General features: G+C 68.9%; 20 protein-coding genes. 12 read left to right on the top strand and 8 right to left on the bottom strand.

Annotated elements, in window-relative coordinates; translation table 11 throughout:
* The first annotated feature begins 60 nt into the window (after positions 1-60).
* From ACLJOO_RS14390 to ACLJOO_RS14380, 3 genes are read left to right on the top strand one after another with little or no spacing between them, the layout of a single operon-like run.
* Positions 61-837, top strand: a complete 777-nt coding sequence (locus ACLJOO_RS14390; RefSeq protein ID WP_130379594.1) for a sulfite exporter TauE/SafE family protein — start codon at positions 61-63, stop codon at positions 835-837.
* 40 nt (positions 838-877) lie between these two features.
* Positions 878-1,324 carry a hypothetical protein gene (locus ACLJOO_RS14385; protein ID WP_410787563.1) on the top strand — a complete coding sequence of 149 codons (447 nt, stop codon included), beginning with the start codon at positions 878-880 and terminating at the stop codon, positions 1,322-1,324.
* A gap of 9 nt (positions 1,325-1,333) precedes the next feature.
* Complete coding sequence (locus ACLJOO_RS14380; protein ID WP_410787562.1) at positions 1,334-2,092, top strand: class I SAM-dependent methyltransferase; 759 nt, start codon at positions 1,334-1,336, stop codon at positions 2,090-2,092.
* On the opposite strand, the gene ACLJOO_RS14375 is transcribed toward ACLJOO_RS14380, so the two are convergent.
* Complete coding sequence (locus ACLJOO_RS14375; RefSeq protein WP_410787561.1) at positions 2,076-3,209, bottom strand: cytochrome P450; 1,134 nt, start codon at positions 3,207-3,209, stop codon at positions 2,076-2,078. The genes ACLJOO_RS14380 and ACLJOO_RS14375 overlap by 17 nt on opposite strands.
* A 120-nt stretch (positions 3,210-3,329) precedes the next feature.
* Here ACLJOO_RS14375 and priA point away from each other — a divergent pair, with 120 nt between their 5' ends.
* The 7 genes from priA to ACLJOO_RS14340 all read left to right on the top strand — a co-directional run bounded on the left by priA (position 3,330) and on the right by ACLJOO_RS14340 (position 11,378).
* Positions 3,330-4,067 carry a bifunctional 1-(5-phosphoribosyl)-5-((5-phosphoribosylamino)methylideneamino)imidazole-4-carboxamide isomerase/phosphoribosylanthranilate isomerase PriA gene (priA, locus tag ACLJOO_RS14370; RefSeq protein WP_410787560.1) on the top strand — a complete coding sequence of 246 codons (738 nt, stop codon included), beginning with the start codon at positions 3,330-3,332 and terminating at the stop codon, positions 4,065-4,067.
* On the top strand, positions 4,064-6,352 hold the full coding sequence (locus ACLJOO_RS14365) for an HAD-IB family hydrolase (protein ID WP_410787559.1): 2,289 nt from the start codon (positions 4,064-4,066) through the stop codon (positions 6,350-6,352). The genes priA and ACLJOO_RS14365 overlap by 4 nt, the downstream gene beginning before the upstream one ends.
* Positions 6,349-7,548: a zinc-dependent alcohol dehydrogenase gene (locus tag ACLJOO_RS14360; RefSeq protein WP_410787557.1), complete on the top strand. Its 1,200-nt coding sequence runs from the start codon at positions 6,349-6,351 to the stop codon at positions 7,546-7,548. The genes ACLJOO_RS14365 and ACLJOO_RS14360 overlap by 4 nt, the downstream gene beginning before the upstream one ends.
* Before the next feature lie 61 nt (positions 7,549-7,609).
* Entirely contained in the window at positions 7,610-9,163 is a 1,554-nt protein-coding gene (locus ACLJOO_RS14355; protein WP_410787556.1) for a lactate racemase domain-containing protein, read from the top strand.
* A complete protein-coding gene (locus tag ACLJOO_RS14350) occupies positions 9,163-10,095 on the top strand; it encodes a lysophospholipid acyltransferase family protein (protein ID WP_410787554.1) in 933 nt (310 codons plus the stop codon). The genes ACLJOO_RS14355 and ACLJOO_RS14350 overlap by 1 nt, the downstream gene beginning before the upstream one ends.
* A 36-nt stretch (positions 10,096-10,131) precedes the next feature.
* Complete coding sequence (gene hisF, locus ACLJOO_RS14345) at positions 10,132-10,893, top strand: imidazole glycerol phosphate synthase subunit HisF (RefSeq protein WP_410787552.1); 762 nt, start codon at positions 10,132-10,134, stop codon at positions 10,891-10,893.
* On the top strand, positions 10,890-11,378 hold the full coding sequence (locus ACLJOO_RS14340; protein ID WP_410787551.1) for a MarR family winged helix-turn-helix transcriptional regulator: 489 nt from the start codon (positions 10,890-10,892) through the stop codon (positions 11,376-11,378). The genes hisF and ACLJOO_RS14340 overlap by 4 nt, the downstream gene beginning before the upstream one ends.
* A gap of 2 nt (positions 11,379-11,380) precedes the next feature.
* Here ACLJOO_RS14340 and ACLJOO_RS14335 read toward each other — a convergent pair whose 3' ends face one another.
* The 3 genes from ACLJOO_RS14335 to ACLJOO_RS14325 are packed head-to-tail and all read right to left on the bottom strand — an operon-like array spanning position 11,381 to position 15,861.
* Entirely contained in the window at positions 11,381-12,904 is a 1,524-nt protein-coding gene (locus ACLJOO_RS14335; RefSeq protein ID WP_410787550.1) for a right-handed parallel beta-helix repeat-containing protein, read from the bottom strand.
* Entirely contained in the window at positions 12,901-14,244 is a 1,344-nt protein-coding gene (locus ACLJOO_RS14330; RefSeq protein ID WP_410787549.1) for an O-antigen ligase family protein, read from the bottom strand. The genes ACLJOO_RS14335 and ACLJOO_RS14330 overlap by 4 nt, the downstream gene beginning before the upstream one ends.
* Before the next feature lie 6 nt (positions 14,245-14,250).
* Positions 14,251-15,861 (bottom strand): AAA family ATPase, encoded by a 1,611-nt coding sequence (locus ACLJOO_RS14325; RefSeq protein WP_410787547.1) that lies wholly within the window; start codon positions 15,859-15,861, stop codon positions 14,251-14,253.
* 175 nt (positions 15,862-16,036) lie between these two features.
* Here ACLJOO_RS14325 and ACLJOO_RS14320 point away from each other — a divergent pair, with 175 nt between their 5' ends.
* Complete coding sequence (locus ACLJOO_RS14320) at positions 16,037-16,543, top strand: MarR family winged helix-turn-helix transcriptional regulator (protein WP_410787546.1); 507 nt, start codon at positions 16,037-16,039, stop codon at positions 16,541-16,543.
* A complete protein-coding gene (locus tag ACLJOO_RS14315; RefSeq protein WP_410787545.1) occupies positions 16,543-18,132 on the top strand; it encodes an MDR family MFS transporter in 1,590 nt (529 codons plus the stop codon). The genes ACLJOO_RS14320 and ACLJOO_RS14315 overlap by 1 nt, the downstream gene beginning before the upstream one ends.
* On the opposite strand, the gene ACLJOO_RS14310 is transcribed toward ACLJOO_RS14315, so the two are convergent.
* The 4 genes from ACLJOO_RS14310 to ACLJOO_RS14295 form a co-directional block, all read right to left on the bottom strand.
* Entirely contained in the window at positions 18,129-19,385 is a 1,257-nt protein-coding gene (locus tag ACLJOO_RS14310; protein WP_410787544.1) for an MFS transporter, read from the bottom strand. The genes ACLJOO_RS14315 and ACLJOO_RS14310 overlap by 4 nt on opposite strands.
* A 2-nt stretch (positions 19,386-19,387) precedes the next feature.
* Positions 19,388-19,975: an ArsR/SmtB family transcription factor gene (locus ACLJOO_RS14305; RefSeq protein ID WP_410787542.1), complete on the bottom strand. Its 588-nt coding sequence runs from the start codon at positions 19,973-19,975 to the stop codon at positions 19,388-19,390.
* 417 nt (positions 19,976-20,392) lie between these two features.
* Entirely contained in the window at positions 20,393-21,379 is a 987-nt protein-coding gene (locus ACLJOO_RS14300; protein WP_410787540.1) for a GNAT family N-acetyltransferase, read from the bottom strand.
* A 29-nt stretch (positions 21,380-21,408) separates the two neighbouring features.
* A complete protein-coding gene (locus tag ACLJOO_RS14295; protein WP_410787538.1) occupies positions 21,409-22,362 on the bottom strand; it encodes a GNAT family N-acetyltransferase in 954 nt (317 codons plus the stop codon).
* Positions 22,363-22,365 lie beyond the last annotated feature (3 nt).

The following is a 22,365-nucleotide window of genomic DNA, read 5'->3' as shown; positions in this document are numbered from 1 at the left end:
TGTAAGGGTTGAGCCGTACTACGCCCTTACCGGATCATCGGGGCGTGAGGAATTGCCGCTGTGCCTGATGTCTCGTTGCTGACGTTGCTGTTCCTGGTGATCGCCGCCTTCGCGGCCGGCTGGATCGATGCCGTGGTCGGCGGTGGCGGGTTGCTGCAACTGCCCGCGATGCTGCTCGGCCTGCCGAACGCGTCGCCGGCGCAGATCCTGTCCACCAACAAGATCTCGTCGTTGTTCGGTACGGCGACCAGTGCGGTCACGTTCGGTGTGAAGGTGCGTCCGGACCGTAAAACCGTGCTCCCGATGGCGATCCTGGCCGGCCTCGGCGCCGCGGCCGGTGCCCTGGTGGCGACCAGGATCCCGATGTCGTGGTTCAAGCCGATCGTCCTGGTGCTGCTCGTCGCGGTCGCGATCTACACCGCGATGAAGCCGTCCCTCGGCGCCCGCACCGCGCTGCGCTTCGACGGCCGCGACCACTACCTCGCGGCGAGCGGCGTCGGCGTACTGATCGGCTTCTACGACGGTGCGGTCGGACCGGGAACCGGGTCGTTCCTGATCTTCGCGCTGGTCGGTCTGCTCGGGTACAACTTCCTGCAGGCGAGCGCGAAGGCCAAGATCGCCAACGTGGCCACGAACCTGGGCGCGATCGCGGTGTTCGCGCTGAACGGCGCGCCGCTGTGGAGGCTCGGCCTGATCATGGGGGCCGCCAACATGCTCGGCGGCCTGCTCGGCGCCCGGACGGCGGTCGCGCGCGGCAGCAAGTTCGTCCGGGTGATCTTCCTGGTCGTGGTCTCGGCGCTGATCCTGCGCCTCGCGTACGACGTCTTCTTCGCCTGAGCCTGCGTCTGTACCGTAGATGGCGGGGGAGGTGGGGACCGTGCAACGGGACAACGTCGCGCTGTGGACGTTCATCGGGTTGGTCGCACTCGGCCTCGCGGCGGTGCTCGCCGCGACCCGCCGTCGCCGCCCGTCGGTGGGTGCGTCGACGCCCGACGGACCGCTTTGGGTGCCGGCTGCCCCGGCTGCCGTTCTGCTCGCATTGTCGACGCCGCTGGCCATCTGGGGCGGCTTCACGACGATGTACGACCTGTTGTCCTCGGATCCGTCGTTCGAGGCCCCCAGTTTCCTTCTTCAACCCATACCGGGCCTGCTGGTCGGCATCGCAGCGGTGCGCTGTGCCCACGCGGTCCGCGAGGAGGCACGGCGCCAGACCAGCAGCCCGACGCTGGCGCGGTCCACGACCATCCTGGCGTACGCCGCCGCAGTCCTAGCACTGCTAGCGGCACTCTTGTCCTTCGCGGTGATGCTCGGCCAAGGCGGATAACCTCTGAGCATGGTCGACTACAACGGTCGGATGGGCAGTGTGTACGTCGCGGGTCGGGGGATGTCGCCCGCTGAGGTAGAGCGTTGGACCAGCGCGTTCGCGACGTACCTCCCGGAGCGGCGCCCGTTGGACGTCCTCGACCTGGGCAGCGGGACCGGTCGGCTCACCCCGGGTCTGGCCGCGCAGTTCCAGGGCCAGGTGTACGGCGTGGAGCCGTCGGACCGGATGCGTGCGGCGGCCGAGCAGGCGCCGCATCCGGGTGTGACGTACCTGAAGGGCGCCGCCGAGGACATTCCGTTGCCTGAGGCATCGGTCGACGCGGTGTTGATGTTCCTGTCGTTCCATCACTTCCCGGATCCGCTGCAGGGACTTCGTGAGGTACGCCGGGTGCTGCGGCCCGGGGGAGTGGCGCTGCTGCGCACGCAGTTCGCGGACCTGATGCCGGACCTGTTCTGGTACGAGTACTTCCCGTCCGCGCGGGAGGTCGACGCGCGCATGTACATCTCGCTGTCCGCGGCGCAGGCGCTCGCGGTCGAGGCCGGGCTGACGCCGGGCGGCGACGTCGTACAGCTCACCGCCGAGGAGCCACGCACGCTGCGGGAGCGGTACGAGCGGCTCAGTCATCGCGCGCTGTCGACGTTCGAGCATCTGCCGGCGGACGAGATCGAGTCCGGGTTCGCCAGGTTCGCCGAGGACGCGGAACGGGATCCGGATCGGGCGATGCCGGTCTACTCCGCGACGATGCTGGTGCTCACGCGGCCCAGCTGACCCGGAGCGCCGACGGTTTGCGGAAGACCAGCCCGCGCGGCGGAGGCGAGTCCTCGGCCAGTTGAAGACCGGGCAGTTTCAGAACGGCTTCGAGTGCGACGAGCGTTTCCAGGCGGGTCAGGTGCATGCCGAGACAGATGTGCGGTCCGCTCGCGAAGGCGAGGTGGCGACGGGCGTTGGCCCGGCGTACGTCGAAATCGTCCGGCGACTCGAACACCTCGGGATCACGACCGGCACCCGCCAATGACACGGTGACCATGTCGCCGCGCCGGATCTCCCGGCCTGCGAGTTCGATGTCGCGGGTGGCGTAGCGGTCGACGACTGCCGCGGCCGGTTCGAGGCGGAGTGACTCCTCCATCGCGTTCGGCAGCAGCGACGGGTCGGCCAGCACCAGGTCCAGCTGGTCGCGATGCGTCAGAAGATGCCAGAGCGCGTTGGTGATCATGCCCTCGGTGGTCTCGATCCCGCCGAACATGAGTACGGCGGCGTTGGCGACCACCTCGTCCACGCCGAGCCCGGCGTGCGCGGCCGCCGCGATCAGCGAGTCCGCCGAGTCGATGCCCGCGGCAACATGTTTGTGCAGCTCGGCGAAGGCCGCCGCACCCTCGCCGGTCACCGGATGTCCGGCCGAGACACCGGTCACGGATTCGGAGATCGCCGTGTACCACTCGAGCACCGTCGAGGCCGACGCCGGTGGCAACCCAAGCGACAACGCAACCACCGCAACAGACAACGGACCGGCAAGCGCCGTGCGAAGGTCCGCAGAAGGGCGCGTGGCGCCGGGGGAGTGCGACGCGGCGGCCATCAGTTCGTCGACGGTCTGCTGGACCGGGCCGGTGAAGCGGCGGCGGGTTTCCGCCAGGCCGAACGGGGACTCGAAGGGGTCGCGGTGTGCTTTGTGCGGGTTGCCGTCCAGGGACAGCATCGACGGGCCGACAACCTGGGCTGTGGAGAACCGCGGATCGTCGACCGTGAACGTGTCCGGATCGCGTAGGACGGTCAGCGCGAGCGCGCGGGAGGTGACGACCCAACTGTTCAACGCCTCGATCCACCCGATCGGCCGGATCTGCGCGAGGGTCGGATGCGGATCGGTCTCGAGCTCTTCGACGGTCGCCACCCGACCAGCCTAGTGATAAGACCACTGACTATACTGGTATTGCTGAAACAGATCGGATTCAAACGACTCAGGAGGCGTCCGGGTTACGAATCCTTCAGCAAGGCCCTCTAGGGTGTGGCCATGTCTGAGAACCTGGTGCTGCTGCCTGCCGTCGATGTGGCGGACGGTCAGGCGGTTCGGCTGGTGCAGGGCGAGGCCGGCAGTGAGACGTCGTACGGCGACCCGCTGGCGGCGGCGATGGCGTGGCAGGACGCGGGTGCGGAGTGGATCCACCTGGTCGACCTGGACGCGGCGTTCGGTCGCGGCAGCAACCGTGAGCTGCTCGCCGAGGTGACCGGCAAGCTCGACGTACAGGTCGAACTGTCCGGCGGCATCCGCGACGACGACTCCCTCGAAGCCGCGCTGCAGACCGGCGCCCGACGGGTCAACATCGGCACCGCCGCGCTCGAGGACCCGGAGTGGTGCGACCGGATCATCCAGCAGTACGGCGACCGCGTCGCGATCGGACTGGACGTCCGCGGCCGCACGCTGGCCGCCCGCGGCTGGACCAAGGAAGGCGGCGACCTGTACGAGGTGCTCGCCCGGCTGGAGACGGCCGGCTGCGAGCGCTACGTGGTCACCGACGTCACCAAGGACGGCATGCTCCAGGGGCCGAACCTGGACCTGTACCGCGACCTGTGCGCACGCACCGACAAGCCGATCATCGCCTCCGGCGGCGTCTCGAGCCTCGACGATCTCAAGGCTCTGAGCACGCTCGTCCCGGACGGCGTGGAAGGCGTGATCGTCGGCAAGGCGCTGTACGCCGGTGCGTTCACCCTGACCGAGGCACTCGAGCTCACGCGTGGAGGCGACAAGTGAGTCTGGCCGACAAGCTCAAGGACAAGAAGGTCCTGGTCACCGGCGTCACCGGATTCGTCGGTGAGGCGCTGCTGCACCGGATCATCGGCGAGCTCCCCGGCACCACCGTGGCCGCGATCATCCGCCCGAAGGGCTCGCTGACCGGCACCGACCGGATGGCGCAGCTGCTGAAGAAGGACATCTTCAAGCCGTTCTACGGCGAGGGCACGGAGTACGCCGACGCCGAGGCGCTGTCGGCCGCCCGGATCCAGGTGATCGACGGCGACCTGGCCGACGTACCGGAGCTGCCGAAGGATCTCGACATCGTCGTGCACTGCGCCGGCGACGTGAGCTTCGACCCGCCGATCCACGAGGCGTTCACGACCAACGTGCTCGGCACCAAGAGCCTGCTGGAGCGGATCGTGGAGACCGGTAAGCCGGTCCACTACGTGCACATCTCCACCGCCTACACGGCCGGCCGCCGTCGCGGCGCGATCCCGGAGGCCTCGGTCGACCACTTCGTCGACTGGCGGACCGAGGCCGAGGCCGGGATGGCGATGAAGGCCCGGATCGAGGAGCAGTCCCGGTCCGCGCCGATGCTGGCCAAGTTCCGCAAGGAGGCCGAGAAGCTGCACCGGCGCGCCGGTCACCTGACGGCCGCGGCCGACACCGAGCGACGGCGTACCGAATGGGTCGCGAAGCGGCTGGTCGAGACCGGCACCGAGCGCGCCCGCAGCCTCGGCTGGACCGACTGCTACACGTTCACCAAGGCGCTCGGCGAGCGCGTGGTGGAGGAGTTCTCCGGCAAGCTGCCGACGTCGATCGTCCGGCCGGCCATCATCGAGTCCGCGCTCCAGAGCCCGCACCCGGGCTGGATCGAGGGCTTCAAGATGGCCGAGCCGCTGATCCTGGCGTACGGCCGCGGCGAGCTGCCCGAGTTCCCGGCGTCGCCGGACTCGGTGATCGAGATCATCCCGGTCGACCACGTCGTCGGCGCGATCTGCGCGGTGATGGCGACCGAACCCGAGCTGAGCAAGCCGGAGTACTACCACATCGGCTCCGGCTCCCGGAACCCGCTGACGTTCGAGCAGCTGTACGCCGGCGTCCGCGCGTACTTCTCCAAGCACCCGTTCGACCTCGGTGAGCGCGGCGCGGTCCGGCTGCCGGTGTGGAAGTTCCCAGGCGGCGACTCGGTCGAGACGATGCTCCGGTACGGCGAGCGCGCGCACAAGATCGCCGACAAGATCATCACCACCATCCCGCGGGGCGAGCGGACCCGGAAGTACGCCCGCGAGCTCGACGTCCAGAAGCGCCGCCTCGACTTCCTGCGCCGCTACATGGACCTGTACTCCGAGTACGCGCAGGCGGAGCTGCAGTTCATCGACGACAACGTGCTCGCGCTGCACAATGCGCTCGAAGGCGACGACAAGGAGAAGTTCGCCTGCGACACCGCGGTCGTCGACTGGCAGTACTACCTGCAGGAGCTGCACTGCCCGAGCGTCACCGAGTCGATGCGCCGACTGGACGTCGTCCGGAAGAAGCGGAACAAGGCGCTCGCCGAGTCCGCCGGCGTACTGAAGAAGGTCGAGCCGTCCGAGGCGAAGGTGGTCGCGGCGTTCGACATGGACGGCACGCTGCTGTCGTCGAACGTGATCGAGACCTACCTGTGGATGCGGCTGCCCGAGCTGGACGGCCCGCAGCGGGCCGGCGAGATCGGCGCGATGCTCCGCAAGCTCCCGAAGCTGATCGCCGCCGAGCGCAAGGACCGCGGCACGTTCCTCCGGACGATCTACCGCCGGTACGCCGGTGCGGATCTGGAGGAGCTGAACCAGATCGTCGACGAGATCCTCGCCGAGCACGTGCTCGAACGGTTGAGCGGCGCCGCCGTACGACGGATTCGCGAGCACCGCGCCGCGGGGCACAAGACGATCCTGATCACCGGCGCCGTCCGGCCGCTGACCCGTCCGCTGGAGCCGTTGTTCGACGAGATCGTCGCCGCCGAGCTGGCCGTCGACGACCGCGGCCGCTGCACCGGCTTCCTGTCCGGTCCGCCGCTGGTCGGTGAGTCGCGGGCCGCGTGGCTCAAGCACCACGCGCGGCAGACGAACATCGACCTGTCCAAGTCGTACGCCTACGCCGACAGCCACTCGGACCTGCCGATGCTGTCGGTGGTCGGCAACCCGGTCGCGGTCTCGCCGGACGTGTCGCTGTTCCGGGCTGCCCGGGCAGCGCGCTGGCAGATCGTCGACTGGAAGACCCCGTCCACGTCGTCCCGTCTCGAGCTTCCTGGGGTGAATGCACGATGATGCTCGCTCTCGAGATGTACCGGTCGCCGGCCAAGTACCTGGCGGCCAAGGCGGTCGGCGGCCGCATCCCCGGCATCCTGACCGGACCGGCCGCGCCGCTGCGCCTCGTCACCATCAACGAGCCGAAGGCCGAGCGGGAGGGCTGGGCGCGGATCCGGCCGATCCTGTCCGGCATCTGCGGCTCGGACCTCGGCATGGTGACCGGCTCCACGAAGCTGTACTTCTCCGCGGTCGTGTCGATGCCGTTCGTCCCCGGTCACGAGATCGTCGGCGAGCTGCTCGACGACTGCGAGGACCTGCCGAAGGGCACCCGCGTGGTCATGGACAGCGTCCTGACCTGCGCGGCGCGCGGCGTCGAGCCATGCGAGGGCTGCGCGTCCGGAAACACCAACAGGTGCGACCGGATCACCGTCGGCCATGTCGCGCCGGGCCTGCAGACCGGGTTCTGCCGGGACACGGGCGGCGGCTGGGGCAACCTGATGGTCGCGCATCGCAGCCAGCTGTACGCCGTACCGGACGGAATGTCCGACGAGCGCGCCGTACTGGTCGAGCCGCTGGCGGGTGCGGTACACGCCGCGCTGCGGGCCAAGGTCGAGCCGGGACAGTCGGTGCTGGTCAGCGGCGCCGGCGCGGTCGGGCTGTTCGCGACGCTCGCTCTGCGCGAGCTGACGCAGGCCGGACGGATCACGGTGGTCGCCAAGCACGCGAAGCAGCGGGAGCTGGCGCGCGCGTTCGGGGCCAGCGATGTGGTGGCGCCGGACGAGGTGTTCCGCGGCGTACGGCGGTCGACCGGTGCGTTCCGGCTGAAGCAGGACTTCAGCGGCGGCGAGTTCCTGCTCGGCGGTGTCGACGTCGCCGTCGACGCGGTCGGCAGCAAGGACTCGATCGACACCGTGCTTCGGGTCACCAAGGCCGGCGGTCGGGTGGTGCTGTCCGGGATGCCGGCCAGCGGTGCCGACCTGTCGCCGGTGTGGTTCCGCGAGCTCGAGGTCACCGGCACGTACGCGTCCGCGCGGGAGGAGCCGAACGGCCGCCCGGCGTTCGAGACCGCGCTGGAACTCGCCGGCCGGGCCCCGCTGGACGGGATTGTCGGCGCCCGCTACCCGCTCTACCGCTGGCGCGAGGCGTTGGACCACGCGCATTCGGCCGGCCGACTCGGCACGGTCAAGGTCGCATTCGATGTGAGGGCCTCATGAGGGCGCTGAACGTACGACGAGAGAGGTTCTGAACATGTCTCGGCCAGGTTTTGTGCTTGAGGTGGACGACCGGACCCCGCCGCTGCTCGTGCACAACGGTGAGGGCTTCCTGCTGGAGCGGTTCCCGCTCGGTACCCGGGTGGTGTACCCGCCGGAGGCGCTGCCGCCGGTGCGGGACGTCGAGGAGGCGATCCAGAATGCGCTGCTGCACCCGCTCGAGTCCGAGCCGCTGCCGGAGCTGCTGCACGCCGGGATGCGGCTGACGATCGCGTTCGACGACATCTCGATCCCGCTGCCGCCGATGAAGAAGCCGGACATCCGGCAGCGGATCATCGAGGCCGTCCTGACGATGGCCGCCGACGCGGGGGTCGACGACGTCGAGCTGATCTCGGCGAACGCGCTGCACCGCCGGCTCACCCCGAACGAACTGCGCGACATCGTCGGCGAGCGGGTCTTCCGGTCGTTCTTCCCGGACGGCAAGCTCTACAACTTCGACGCCGAGGACACCGCGAACCTGACCCACCTGGGCCAGACCAAGCACGGCGAGGACGTCGAGATCTCCAAGCGGGCGGCCGAGTCCGACCTGCTGGTCTACGTGAACGTGAACCTGGTGGCGATGGACGGCGGCCACAAGTCGACGTCGATCGGACTGGCGTCGTACAAGTCGCTGAAGCACCACCACAACAGCCACACGATGATCCACTCCCGGTCCTTCATGGACCACAAGGCCTCGAAGATGCACCACTCGGCCTGGCGGATGGGCGAGATCCTGACCCAGCACGTCAAGGTCTTCCAGATCGAGACCACGCTGAACAACGACATCTTCGGCGGTCCGCTGGAGTTCCTGCAGAAGCGCGAGTGGGAGTGGTCGATCAAGGACCAGGGATCCTTCCTGGCTGCCAAGCGCGGGCTCGCCGCCGCGCCGGCCAAGCTGCGGCACAAGATCTTCACCGACACCCGCTCCAACTACGGGCTGACCGGGGTGCACGCCGGCAAGATCGAGCCGGTGCACGACAAGACGCTGGAGAACGTGCACCGCCAGCACATGGTCGAGGTGCAGGGCCAGTCCGACGTTGCGATCATGGGCGTGCCGTTCATCGGCCCCTACAACGTGAACTCGGTGATGAACCCGATCCTGGCCGCCTGCATGGGCCTGGGCTACTACTTCAACTCGTACCGGGGCAACCCGGTCGTCCGCAAGGACGGCGCGGTGATCCTGTACCACCCGGTGGACTACGAGTTCAGCCAGCTGCACCACCCGTCGTACGTCGACTTCTTCGAGGAAGTGCTGTCGGAGTCGACCGACCCGGCGACGATCGAGGCGAAGTTCGAGAAGCAGTACGCCGAGGACCCGTGGTACATCCACCTGTACCGGACGTCGTACGCGTACCACGGCGTACACCCGTTCTACATGTGGTACTGGATCTCCCACGCCCTGGACCACTGCGGTGACATCGTCTGGGTCGGCGCGAACCGCAAGACCGTCGAGCGGATGGGCTTCCGGTCCGCGTCGACGCTGCAGGACGCGCTCGAGATGGTCAGCCACTCGGTCGGCCGGTCGCCGTCGATCACGTACCTGCACAACCCGCCGCACCTGCTCGCGGACGTGCGCTGATGGGCACCAGTCTGGTGAAGTTCGGCAAGGACACCGCGCGCGACGTTCGTCAGGTCGCCCGTGGGTGGCGGTGGGGCCGGCGGCCGCAGGTGCCGCGGTCCGCCGAGCCGTACGTGATCCCGAAGGAGTCCACGGTCTTCCCGACCAAGTGGGCCCGGACGCCGGCCGCGATCGCGATCCGCGACCTGCTCCAGAAGGGTCCGCTGAACGCCGTCCTGAACTTCGAGGTCAGCCCGCGGGTCAGCGGCCTGGACTCGCTGCTCAAGCTCGACGGCCCGGCGATCATCGTGGCGAACCACTCGTCGCACCTCGACACCCCGTTGCTGCTGCTGTCGCTGCCGGACGCGATGCGCCGCAAGACGGCCTTCGCGGCCGCGGCGGACTACTTCTTCGACACCTGGTGGCGGGCGGCCGGTTCGGCGATCGTGTTCAACACGTTCCCGATCGAGCGCCGCGGCGGCAAGATGAGCTCCACGCCGGGCGACCTGCTCGCCGACGGCTGGAACGTCGTCGTCTTCCCGGAAGGCACACGCTCGCCGGACGGCTGGATCCAGCGGTTCCGGATGGGCGCGGCGTACCTGGCCGTCGAGCACGACGTACCGGTGATCCCGGTCGGCATCAAGGGCTCCTTCGCCGCGATGCCGCGCGGCCGCGGCTGGCCGATCCCCGGCCGCCCTGCGGTGCACGTCCGGTACGGCGACCCGCTGAAGCCCGCTGAGGGTGAGAGCGCCCGGGACTTCGCACCTCGGATCGCGGCCGCCGTCTCGGCCCTCCTCGACGAGGAGTCCACCACCTGGTACGAGTCCCGCCGCCGCGCCGCCATCGGCGCCTCCCCCTCCCAAACCGGCCCCGAAGCAGCCCGCTGGCGCCGCGTCTGGGAGTCCACCCGCCCCATGAAATCCACCGACAACCGCCGCCGCGCCTGGAAGTAGCCGGGGCCGGTTCGGGGTGAACGCTAGGCTTGCCGCGTGAGTCTTGCTGTGCGGGTGATTCCCTGTCTGGACGTTGATGCCGGGCGGGTGGTGAAGGGCGTCAACTTCGCGGATCTGCGGGACGCCGGGGATCCGGTCGAGATGGCGCAGGTGTACGACGCGGAGGGTGCGGACGAGCTGACCTTCCTCGACATCACGGCGTCGTCGGGATCGCGCGAGACGACGTACGACGTGGTCCGGCGTACTGCCGAGCAGGTGTTCATCCCGCTGACCGTCGGCGGCGGGGTGCGCGAGGTGGGTGACGTGGACCGGCTGCTGCGGGCCGGTGCGGACAAGGTCGGGATCAACACCGGCGCGATCGCACGGCCGGACGTGATCCACGAGATCGCGCACCGGTTCGGCAACCAGGTGCTGGTGCTGTCCCTCGACGTACGACGGGCCGCGGAGCAGCCGAGTGGGTTCGAGGTCACCACGCACGGCGGCCGGAAATCGGCCGGGCTGGACGCGATCGAGTGGGCGCAGCGCGGCTGTGAGCTGGGCGCGGGGGAGATCCTGCTGAACTCGATGGACGCCGACGGGACCAAGCAGGGGTTCGACCTCGAGCTGATCAAGGCGGTCCGCGCGGTGGTCGACGTACCCCTGATCGCCAGCGGGGGAGCGGGAGCGCCGGAACACTTCCCGCCCGCGGTCCAGGCCGGCGCGGACGCCGTACTCGCCGCGAGCGTGTTCCACTTCGGCGACTTCCGGATCGCCGACGTGAAGCAGGCCCTCCGCGACGCCGGGATCGTGGTCCGGTGAGCACCCCCGCCGAGATCGACCAACCGAACCAGCAAGCTGAGCGGTCGGAGCAGATGGTTGCGGCGATCGAGCAGGAGTTGTCGGCGCTGTTCCGACGGTCACGGTCGGCCTCCCTGCGGCTGGCCCGTCGTGTGCACCCGGAAATGGACGCGGCCGGCTACGCGCTGATCTCCCAGATCGAGATGGGCACCGGTGGCAATGCCGGCGTCCGCGCCTCCGACGTCGCCCAGGTACTCGGCCTCGACAAGTCCACCGTCAGCCGCGGCATCACCCAGCTCGAGACCCTCGGCCTGATCGAACGTGTCGGCGACCCCGACGACGGCCGCGCCCGCCTGCTCCGCCTGACCACCACCGGCGCCGAGCGCTACGAGGCCATGCGCACCCAACGCCAGACCGAGTTCCGCGCGATCCTCGACCGCTGGAACCCCACCGACCTCGCCGATCTCGGCCGCCTCCTGGCCCGCCTCAACGACGATCTGAGCTAGCGTCAGCGGCGGTCGGCCCGGCCGTCGGCGTCGTTGCCCAGGCCGCGCCACTCACCCCAGTCGAGCTCGCCGTCGTTCCACGCGAACTGCGGCTCGGTGAGCGACGGCACCGAGTAGGTATTGCCCTCGAACCGGTTGTGGTTACGGCTGAACACCGCAGTGTCCCCGATGTCCTGCACCGCCCCGGTGGTCTGCCCAGCGGCCATGCGGACGCGATTGTCATGGACCCACACATTGCGCACAAGATGCGGCCCGTGCGGCGCCGGCGACTCGTCGACCCGGTGACCGCTGTCGATCAGCACGATGCCGTTGGCGTTGTCGCTCACGGCGTTCCCGGCGATCTCGATCAGCCGCGTCCCGCCCGACGACTGGATCTGGATGCCGGCATCCCAGGCCCACCCCTTGTGGCGTACGCCGTTGCCCGAGATCTCGTTGTCCTTGATCGTGGCGTCGTAGCTGAGCTCGTGCTGGATGCCGGCACCCCAGTTGCCGGTGATTCGGTTGGCGGAGTACTCGGTGTCGATGGTGCCACCGTCGTCCCACAGCCCCGGGCCATGGTTGTCGTGGACGTAGTTGTGCGTGATCGTCTGTCGCTCGGTCTGCCAGCTCTTGCCGCCACCGGCCTCCCAGGCCCACGAGTAGCCGGCCACACCGTTGAACGCGATCTCGTTGTCGCGGATCACCGATCCGGCGCCCCACGCGCCGTACCCGAGCTGACCCTGATGATGAAGATAGTTGCCGGTGACAACGGCTCCGTCGGAGATCCCCAGGCCGACGCCGTGATGCAAGCGCACTTCGTTGGCGGTGATTCGCCAGCTGGTTCCGGCGTCGTGCGGCTGACGGCTCTCGACTGCGGCGGTCTGGGCCTCGTTGGCGGCCTCCTCGAGGACGAGGTTCGCCACGGTGACGTTGTCCGCCGTCGAGCTGACCAGGCTGGGAGCGAGCGCCTGCTCGACGAGGTGGCGCTGAGGATCGTCTCCGATCGTGATCGTGTTCGAGCTGTAGTCGGCGTGGACTGTTCCGGCAGTCACTGCGTCCAAGGACGCCACCCGGGACAGCCGCCGCTTGTCGGCGAAGACGTCCTCGGCGTACGCGCAGGTCGGAACGTCCGGCTGACACTCACCGTGCTCGCCCGGTGCGGTGGGCAGGAATCCGATCGCCGACCACCCATGGGCGTTCTTCCGCCAGTCGGTCAGCACCTTCGATCCACTGATGACGGCGCCCCGGTGACCGATCAGCGCATCGCCTTCCTTCGGTCGCAGCGGTTGCTCGATGCGGTAGGTGCCGGGGGAGAGGCAGTACGTCGTACCGGGCGGGTGCCCATCGATGACGGACTGGATGTCGTTGCCCGGTGCGATCGAGACTCCTTCACAGGACCTGTCGACCGGCCCGACGGGACCGGTCGGGCCGATGCCGCTCGCGGGAGGCGGGTCGGTCGACTCACCGGCGCCGTGCCAGGACAACGAGATCAGCAGCAACGCCAGGACCAGCAGGCTGCCGGTCCCGAGCAGACGCCACCTCGTCACCGTCGCTGCTCCGACTGCGCGGGCGCGTCCGTCGTACCAGGGAACCAGGGGCGGACCGTGGTGACCGCAACGCCGATGCCGAACGCGGTCCACAGCAGCGCCGCGACCTGGGCGCCTTCCAGCTGGGGATCGAAGAAGCACGACACCAGCACCGTCGTGGTGACCATCATCGAGAGCACCGCCACCTGGCGGCGGACGTGTGAACCTTCCCGTGCCAGACGCCTGCAGCCGGCGACCAGCCGCCAGTACCAGCCCGCCCACAGCGCGATCCACAGCCCGATGCCCACGAGTCCCAACCTGGCCATGATGTGCAGGTGTGAGTTGTGCGGGCTCCGCAAGGTGTCCTTGCCCTCGTCCAGGACGCCGACCTCGGCCGCCAGGTTCTGACCGAAGCCGGAGCCGTCGACGAGATGGTGGTCCGCCCGTTGTTTGGCGAGGATCCGTGTCCACAGCTGTTCACGGCCTTCGACGGTGCCGCCCAGGTTGCCGGGTGAGTCCTGGCCGCCGAGGCTTGCGATGTTGGCGATCAGCTGGGACGCCGAATAGTCCCGGCCCTGGAGCCCGGCGACCGGCACGCTCAGCGACAGCAGCGACGCCAGGCCGAGGCCGATCGCGATGATGAGGACGAACCGGGCGGCGAGGGCCAGCCGGTTGTGCAGGAAAGCCAGTCCCACCGCCCCGCCGGCCAGCGCACCGAGCAGCCCGCCGCGGTTCTGGGTGGCGGCGAGCGCGATGGCCACGAGGGCCAGCACACTCCACCAAGCGCGGCTGCGATGGCTGCGGGTCCAGGGGAGCAACCACAGACCTCCGAGCGCCAGCAATGCCGCAATGGTCGCGCTCCCGACTTTGTGCGACAGGACCGACACGTCGGAGAAAGGCACCTTGGGCACACTCGGAGCCAGTGGTATCAGCACGATGGCGAGCGGCAGCCACAGCAGCAGCCAGGGAGTCAGCCGGTTCAGCCCGTCGATCATCCGGTCGAGGAGTTCCGGAGACCGGGCGAGCGCGGCCGCGGCGAAGAAGGTGAAGAGGCAGTAGTACCAGAGCGCGGCATCCCGTACGGCGTCCAGCCCGTAGGTGCCGACGCCGGGCAGCGTCCGGATCAGACCCCAGACAGCGAACGCGAGCAGCAGCGCGAAGATGGGCTCGTCCCGGATCGGCACCTTGAGGTACCGGGTCGACATGACCGCGGCCAGAACGCCGACCCCGAGCACCATCTCCGCGATGAACACCGGGCTTCCTGGCAGGTGAAGGTAGGCGAAGGCCCGGTCGAAGAACAGGTAGCCGGCCAGCAGGAACGCGAGCAGACGGCCGTACATCACGAACAGGTACGACGACATTCCGCATCAACCCCGTGGCAGTCGGGCCGATGACCGTTGCTCCTTGACGGACGCGAACCCGAAGGCGGGCGACGGCGAGCCGGACGGCGGACGGGCCGGGCCGGCGGCCAGCTTCCACATCTCGCGGAGGAACCTCGGCCCGCGGGGCGGTCGCCGATAGACGTAGCCGACGACGCCGGAATCGACCTGGTCCAGTCGTTGCACCACGCTGACATGGTCCTGCACCGAGTCACCCGCACCGAGTACGACGACGGCCGCATCCGAGTCGCGCACCAGCTCGACCGCGTTCGCCACCGTCAGCACGGCCGGACTGTCGATCAGTACCACGTCGAACGATGCCTTGGCCTCGGTGATCAGCTTCTCCACCGCCTCCGAGTACGCCGCACCCGTCGTCCGTTGCGCCCGGGCGGGGCCGGCCGGGAGTACCGTGACGTCCGAGTTGAAAGGGCTGGACTCGATGCAGTCGGCCATGTTGCGCTGGCCGGCCACCACCTGCTCGAAGCCCTCGGCGGGTGGACTGCCGGGGAGTAGGAGGCCGGTCAGGACGGCCCGGCGGGTGTCGGCATCGACAGCCAGCACCGGCGTACCACTCTCAGCGATCGCGAGCGCGACATTGGCCACGACCGAGCTGCGGTCTGCGGCGGTACCCGCCGAGACGAACGCGACGGCCAGCCGGTCGGCGCGGTCGGCGCGGATCCGCTCGACCGAACCCGCAGTGAACCGGAAGGCCTCGGCCACCTGGGAGAGCGGATCGGCTGCCATCGGCAGCGTTCGGCCGGGCAGGACGCGGTTCGTCGGGGTCGGTGGGATCTCACCGATCAGCGGAGCGTCGTAGATCGCCACCGGGTCCAGGCGGTCGTAGATGCACCGGTGCCGGGCGGCTCGCGCGTACGCCAGGCCGGCCCCCAGGAGGAATCCGGCGATCAGTCCGAGGGCGGCGGATTTCTTCCAGCTGTTGTTGAGCGGGACGAGCGGTTCAGCCGCCCAGGCGATGGCAGGATGCGTGGCGAGGTCGAGCTGGAGGTTGACCAGGGTCTGGGTGCGCTGCTTCAGCAGGTCGGTCTGCTGGCCTCTCGTCCGGGCGTCGAGGATGGCTCGTTCGATCGCGGCGACCTCGTCCTCGCCCTGAGCCACGATGCCGGCCGCGCGCACCTCGTCGAAGGCCTGGAGGGCCGCGTTGACGCCGACCTGAGCCACCTTGGGGTCCGTCGACCGGAACGCCACAGTGACGATGCTGGAACCGAAACCGCCCGGCGCGACCTGCTGCGGCGGAGTGATCTCCAGCGACTTGTTCTCGCCCGCGAAGTCGTGGAGGGACAGCAGGTTCTGGTTCAGGGTCGCGTTGGCGATCCGGGCGGCGAGCTCGGCGACCTGTGGCGACCGAAGGAGCAGGACCTGGCTGTCGAAGTACTGCTCGCCGGCATCATCCTGGGTCAGCAAGCTCTGCGGTACCGTGACGGTCGCCTCGGCTCCGTAGACCGCGGGGGAGGCCTGCATGTATCCGACCGCTGCCGCGATGCAGAGGACCGTGATCGTCAGCACCATGACCGGGTACCGGCGCACCGCCCCGAAGACAGTCGGCTCGAATCGCGCCTGTTCACTTGTGGTGGCCGTCATGGCCTCACCTCAGTCGCCCACTGGACCTTGGTGCACCGCCGCAGCGGAGTGCGCCCCCTTCCGAGATGGTATCCCCGTTCCGGCGGGGGCACATCGGTCTCGCTGTGCGTGAGCTCGGGTCCACACGATCGGCATATGGTTGTGGAAACCAACCATTTTAGTATATAGTTGGGTTATGCAACTAGCTCAGCAACCCCTCGTCCCGGGGGTAGAGCGGGATGCGGCCGCGCAGGAGCTGCTCGAAGGAGTCAGTTCACTGGTGCGCGCCGTGCGGTGTATCGAGCACCGGCACCTGGCCGGCGACGGCGGGCTGCGCCGTTCCGACGCGAGTGTGCTCAAGGTGCTGATGAAGGACGGCGAGCAGCGCGGCGGCGAGATCGCCGGCAAGCTCGGCGTCGACGCGTCGGTGGTGAGCCGGCAGCTGACCGCGCTGGAGGCCGACGGACTGGTGAGCCGTCGGCCTGACCCGGCCGATGCCCGCGTGGGGCTGGTCAGCCTCTCGTCCCAGGGCAAGGCCCAGCTCGAGGCGCTCTATTCGTCCTACACCCGGCAACTGAGAACCGCCCTTGCGGACCTCGACGACGACGCGATGGTCGCGGCCGCTGCCACCATGCAGCGCGTCGCCCACGCGATCACCGAGGCCAACAGGGTCGTGAGGCGATCACCCAAGACTGGAGACTGATGACTGTCACCGAGACCCGGCGCCAACTGCCCAGTGCGCCGGAACTCACCCACCGCGAGATCCTCGAGATCCTGATCGGCCTGCTCGCCGCGCTGTTCACGGCAATGCTGAGCTCGACGATCGTCAGCAACGCATTGCCGACGATCATCGCCGACCTCGAGGGCTCCCAGACGCAGTACACCTGGGTCCTCACCGCGAGCCTGCTGGCCACCACGGTGTCCACCCCGATCTGGGGCAAGCTCTCGGACCTGATGAGCAAGAAACTGCTGGTCCAGCTCGCGATCTCGATCTTCGTGATCGGGTCGGCGCTGGCCGGTCTGTCCCACAACGTGACATTCCTGATCGGCGCCCGGGTGCTGCAGGGCCTCGCGATGGGCGGTCTGATGGCGCTCGCCCAGGCCATCATCGGCGCCGCGATCCCACCCCGGTCGCGGGGCCGGTACTCCGGGTACATGGGCGCCGTGATGGCGGTCGCGACCGTCAGCGGCCCGCTCATCGGCGGCGTCATCGTCGACACCTCGTGGCTCGGCTGGCGCTGGTGTTTCTACGTCTGCGTCCCGCTGGCCGTGGTCAGCCTGGTGATCCTGCAGAAGTACCTGCACCTTCCGGTGCTGAAGCGTGAGGTCCGCATCGACTACCTCGGCGCGGTGCTGATCAGCATCACGGCGAGCCTGCCGCTGCTCTGGGTCACCTTCGCCGGCTCGGACTTCGCCTGGATGTCCTGGCAGTCCGCGCTGTTCGTCGGCGGCACCTTGCTGTTCGGTTTCCTCGCCGTCGTGGTGGAGAACCGGGTGGCCGAGCCGCTGGTCCCGCTGAAGGTCGTCCGGGAGCGGACCACGGCGCTGGCGATCGTCGCCAGCCTCGCGGTCGGTGTCGCGATGTTCGGCAGCGCGCTGTTCCTCGGTCAGTACTTCCAGATCGCCCGCGGTTACAGCCCGACCGAGGCCGGCCTGCTGACGATCCCGATGATGCTCGGTTCGTTCGTCGGCTCGGCGGGCTCCGGTCAGCTGATCACCCGCTACGGCAAGTGGAAGCGGTACCTGGTGTCCGGCGGCGTACTGCTGCTCGGTGGTCTGCTGATCCTCGGCACGATCGACCACACCTCGCCGTACTGGTTCGTCGGGCTCGGCATGCTCGCGATGGGCCTCGGCATGGGGATGACGATGCAGAACCTGGTGCTCGCCGTACAGAACACCGTCGACGTCACGCAGATCGGCGCGTCCTCCGCGACCGTCGCCTTCTTCCGCAGCCTGGGTGGCGCGGTCGGCGTCTCGGCTCTCGGTGCGGTACTCGCGGCCCGCGTGAAGGACCTGATCATCGCCGGCGTGCTCTCCGGCCCGAACGGCGCCGAAGCGGCGCGCAAGCTGCAGGAGGGTGGTTCCGGCACGAGTCTTCTGGACGTCAACCACCTGCCGCCGCAGCTGGCGGAGCTGGTCCGGCACGCGTACGGCGACGCCACCGGGAGGATCTTCCTGATCGCCGCCGCCTGCGCGGTGGTCAGCCTGCTCGCGGTCATCTTCATCAAGGAGGTCCCCCTCCGCACGACCGTCAACAAGGTCGACCCGGTCGAGGAGCTCGTCGAGGACTAGAGGTCCGGTGGCTCGAGGCCAGTCAGTTCGCGGGTGCGGATGATCGGGGAGCCGATCAGCCACAGGACGGCGAGTAGGCCGCCGGCGGCGGAGACGAGGAGGGTTTCTCGGACACCGATCCAGGTGCCGAGGAATCCTCCGACGACCGCGCCGAGCGGCCTGATGCCGTAGTTGATACTGCTGAACGCGCCCGCGACGCGGCTCCGCATGTGGTCGTGGACGACCGCTGCCTGCAGCGAGTTGAGCGGTACGTCGAAGCACATCACCGCGAACGCCCCGATGAACTCGGCCCCCGCGAGCGCGACCGCCTTGAGCCACGTCGGCCCGTCTGCGAGCGCGGCGATCGCGATCGAGCCCGGGAAGATGATCGCGCCGGCCGCGATCACCGGACCGGCGCCGAACCGGCGGCTGAGCGGTGACGCGGTGACCGCGCCGAGCAGGCCGCCGGACGCGCCGATGCCGAACGCCACGCCGATGACCCCCGCGGACAACCCGAGAATGCGGCTCGCGAACAGCACGAGCAGCGCCATGCTCATCAGGTTGAAGAAGTTCACCGTGGTCGCGCAGCCCAGGCTGCGGCTGAGGTACGGATGCTTGAGCACGTACCGCATCCCCGCGGCCGCCCGCCGGAGCAACGGCTCGCTCGACTCCTCAGATGCGCCCGGCTCGACCTTCAATCGGCTGATCTGAATGGCCGAGAACACGAACGTCAGCGCGTCGACGACGATCGCAACCGGCGCGGTCAGCCACTGCACCAGCAGACCGCCAACGGCCGGTCCGCCCATGAACGAGATCGACCGGGTCGCGGACAGTTTGCTGTTCGCCTCGAGGAACTGCTCCCGATCCACGATCCGCACGAAGAACGAGGCGTACGCCGTACCGAACACGACATGTGCCGTGCCGGCGAGGATCGCGATCACGTACAGGTGGCTGAGGGCCAGCAGGTCGAACCAGTAGGCCACCGGCAAGGTCAGCAGCAGGATCGTCCGGGCCAGGTCGGCGGCGATCATCAGCGGGCGTTTGTCGCGGCGATGGTCGACCCAGGTGCCGATGAACAGCGACGCGAGGTTCGGCAGCCAGACCGCTGCCGTCAGGAAACCGACCTGGCTGGGGGAGGCGTTGAGCATCGTGACGGCGATCAACGGCAGCGCGAGCTCGGTGATCCGATCGCCGAACTCGGAGACGGTCTGCGCGGACCAGAACGTCCGGAACCGTTGGTCGCGCCAAAGGCTGGTGGCGGGCAGCGTCTTCATGGTCACTCCGTTGCTTCAGGCAAGGAGATGCGCAGGTACCGCACCGGGTGGGCGTCGGCGGGGGTCTCGCCCGCGTCGCGACGCTGGATGTACGGCGCCATCAGTTGCTCGATCGCGGACTCGAGTGCTTCGGCCTCGGCGGGCGTGAGCGCGAGCAGGGTGTTCGCCGAACCCGCCAGCCGGCTCCACTCGGGGTCGAGGTGCGGCTCGGTCTCGACCAGCCATTGCTGAGCAGCCTCGAGCGCCTGGTTCATCAGTTCGGTCCGGAGCAGCCGGCCGGCCTCGGCGCCTTCTGGGGTGTCCGGCATCTCGTACCGGAACCCACGGGCGACCGCGTTCCACCAACGCTGCCGCCGGTCCGACCCGCTCGGCGGCGGGCCGTCGACGACCAGACCGAAGCCCGCGAGGTGCCTCAGGTGCCAACTGGTCACCGAGGGGGAGGCCCCGACGTGCTCGGACAACTGCGTCGCCGTCGCCGGCCCGTTCTTCTGCAGATAGCTGAGGGCGGCAAGCCGGACCGGGTGAGCCAGCGCCCGCATCGCCTGCGGGTCGGTGATCTCGAAATCGCCGTACGGATTCCTGAGAGACATGTTTCGAGAGTAATCTCTCAGATCTCCCGAAGGCAATCCCAACGTCGGGGCAGAAGGGATTGATCAGCCGCGCCCCCGAGTACGAGACGGGATATCTGGCTCTCCCGGATCTGTGTGCATTTGGACAGGTGGTATCGGGCGGCGGGGTAGTGCACCTGAGCGTGTCGGCCTCGGATGTGTACGGTGTCTCGGGGTGCTCTACCTGTCGAGAGTGCACATCGGCGGCGCCCGGTCGCCGCCGGCTCGGCGCGTAAGGCGGTACGGCACCACCCACCACTCGTTCCGGCGGCGGGATGCCGGGTCAGCGGATCGGGGAGGCGGATATCCCCTCGTGTTGGGAGTTCTCCGTTGGCATGCGAGGGGAGAAGCCCTAACGCCGAGGGATATCTCGCCCCGTGTGTGAGGGGATTGCGCGGGTCAGGGGTGGATGGTCTTGGTCCAGATGTCGCTGGTTAGGTCTGGGTGCATGCCGGCACGTGTGTAGAGGGCTACGGCTGGGGTTGGGTTGGCTGCGTCTACGTGCAGGATGGTGCCGGTGCGGCCGGCGGCGGCGTCGGTTGCGAATGCGTTCCGGAGCAGGAACTTGGCCAGGCCGCGGCCGCGGGCGGACGGTATGACGGCGAGTCGTCCGACGTAGCCGCAGTTGTCGGTGGTGACGAAGTTGTGGTTGCACTCGGTCATCCCGACTGCCCGGCCGTCGACCTCGACGACCGTTACCTGCGACCAGTCGAACGTCGACCGGCTCTCCCGCGACGCGGCCCAGTCCTCGAATGGCCGCGGCAGCGTTCCGGGCTGGTCCGCGAAAGCCTTCATCAGTACGCTGTGCGCCGCCCGGCGGATCGCTTCGTCCGGGGCGCCGCGCCGTACGACGACGCCCTCCGGTACGGCGGGTGCCGGCACCGGGCCGTCGAAGGTGATCCGCATCCGATGCGTCGACGTACCAACCGTGAACCCGTGTGCCGCGAGAACACCCGGCAGCACCCGATCCTGTCGAATCACCCCAACCCTCACCACAACCTCGTCGCCCACAGCCCTCGCCTCTTGGTCGACCTCGCGCGTCTGAGATCGCCCCGCCTCTGGGCCGACGGCGCGGGCCTGCGATCGCTCCGCCGCGACGGCGCGGGCGCGGTGTTCCGCTTGCGTTAGTAGCCAGTCGAGGACGATCGGATTCGTGCTGAGGATGTCGACGTTCAGGTGGGTGCCGCCGGTGATGGGGACCGCTGTGGCCGAGCCGGCGAAGGCGCCGTCTGGGTCGAGCACCACCCAGGCGTCGCTTGCGAGGTTGATCCCGGGATCTCGCAGGTAGTTGGCGACGTCCTCCGGGCTGTGTTTCGGGAAACCGAGTAGCGCCGAGGCATAGCTCGCAGACCGCTTCGCGATTAGCTCGGCGTCCGTCAGGGCCATTGGACGAACGGTGTGACCCGCTGGCAGGTTCACGCGGCGGTGACCGGGCGGCGCCAGACCTCCATCACGAGCACCGGCTGCATGCCGACCGACAGGTACACGCCGAGCGCGGGTGTCGGGTTGTTGGTGTCGACGTGCAGGATGGTGCCGGTCCGCCCGGCGGCCGCGTCGAGCGCGAACTGGTCGCGGAGCAGGAACTTCGCGAGGCCCTTCCCGCGAGCCTTCTCGAGGACGCCGAGCCGGCCGATGTAGCCGCAGTTCTCGTCCTCGACGAACTGGTCGTTGGACAGCCGCATCGCGACCACCGCGCCGTCCAGTTCGAGCACCGTCTGCTGGGACCAGTCGAACCCCGAGAAGTTCTCCAGCGAAGCGTGCCATTCCTCGTACGAGCGCGGCGAGAACCCGAACTGCCCCGCGAAGCTGGCATTCAGTACGTCGTGCGCCGCCCGGCGGCTCGCCTCGTCCGGCGCGCCCCGCCGTACCGTGACACCGGCCGGAACCGCGGGCGCCGGCACCGTCCCGTCGTGGTCGATCCGCATCCGGTGGAAGATCGTGCCGCGCTCGAACCCGTACCCGGCCAGCCGTTCCTCCCGGGCCTTGTCGGCCTGGTAGTTGACGATGTCGACCTGCACCGCCGGGTGCCCGTGCTGCGCGGCGAGCTCGGCCGCGCGAGCCTCGACCCGGTCGAGCAGGAAACGCTCCACGACGGGGTCGGTGGTGACGACATCGAGGTCGAGCTGGTGATGATCGCCCTTGCCGAAGATCGAGCCGTACCCGACCAGCCGGCCGTCGTCGAACACCAACCAGCCGTCGGTCGCCGGGTCGAACCCGGGCTCGGAGAGCTCGTCCTGTGCGTCGTCCAGGGTGTAGTCGGCGAAACCGACCACCGAGGTGTTGTAGTCGGAGACCAGCTCGAGGACCGCCTGCGCGTCCTCCAGCCGTGGCGGGCGGACGGTGTACGACGAAGGCAGTACGGCGGTCATTCC

The organism is Kribbella sp. C-35, assembly GCF_046549195.1.
Classification (GTDB): Bacteria; Actinomycetota; Actinomycetes; order Propionibacteriales; family Kribbellaceae; genus Kribbella.
The sequence above is the reverse complement of the archived record's forward strand: the minus strand, read 5'-3'. Positions and strand labels throughout refer to the sequence as shown.

Bases quoted from the DNA above. Each gene is read 5' to 3' on its own strand.
- ACLJOO_RS14320 (WP_410787546.1), top strand. From the start codon at position 16,037: ATGCAACTAGCTCAGCAACCCCTCGTCCCGGGGGTAGAGCGGGATGCG.
- ACLJOO_RS14315 (WP_410787545.1), top strand. From the start codon at position 16,543: ATGACTGTCACCGAGACCCGGCGCCAACTGCCCAGTGCGCCGGAACTC.
- ACLJOO_RS14380 (WP_410787562.1), top strand. From the start codon at position 1,334: ATGGTCGACTACAACGGTCGGATGGGCAGTGTGTACGTCGCGGGTCGG.
- ACLJOO_RS14300 (WP_410787540.1), bottom strand. From the start codon at position 21,379: ATGGCCCTGACGGACGCCGAGCTAATCGCGAAGCGGTCTGCGAGCTAT.
- ACLJOO_RS14330 (WP_410787549.1), bottom strand. From the start codon at position 14,244: ATGTCGTCGTACCTGTTCGTGATGTACGGCCGTCTGCTCGCGTTCCTG.
- ACLJOO_RS14310 (WP_410787544.1), bottom strand. From the start codon at position 19,385: ATGAAGACGCTGCCCGCCACCAGCCTTTGGCGCGACCAACGGTTCCGG.
- ACLJOO_RS14325 (WP_410787547.1), bottom strand. From the start codon at position 15,861: ATGACGGCCACCACAAGTGAACAGGCGCGATTCGAGCCGACTGTCTTC.
- priA (WP_410787560.1), top strand. From the start codon at position 3,330: ATGTCTGAGAACCTGGTGCTGCTGCCTGCCGTCGATGTGGCGGACGGT.
- ACLJOO_RS14360 (WP_410787557.1), top strand. From the start codon at position 6,349: ATGATGCTCGCTCTCGAGATGTACCGGTCGCCGGCCAAGTACCTGGCG.
- ACLJOO_RS14295 (WP_410787538.1), bottom strand. From the start codon at position 22,362: ATGACCGCCGTACTGCCTTCGTCGTACACCGTCCGCCCGCCACGGCTG.
- ACLJOO_RS14305 (WP_410787542.1), bottom strand. From the start codon at position 19,975: ATGTCTCTCAGGAATCCGTACGGCGATTTCGAGATCACCGACCCGCAG.
- ACLJOO_RS14350 (WP_410787554.1), top strand. From the start codon at position 9,163: ATGGGCACCAGTCTGGTGAAGTTCGGCAAGGACACCGCGCGCGACGTT.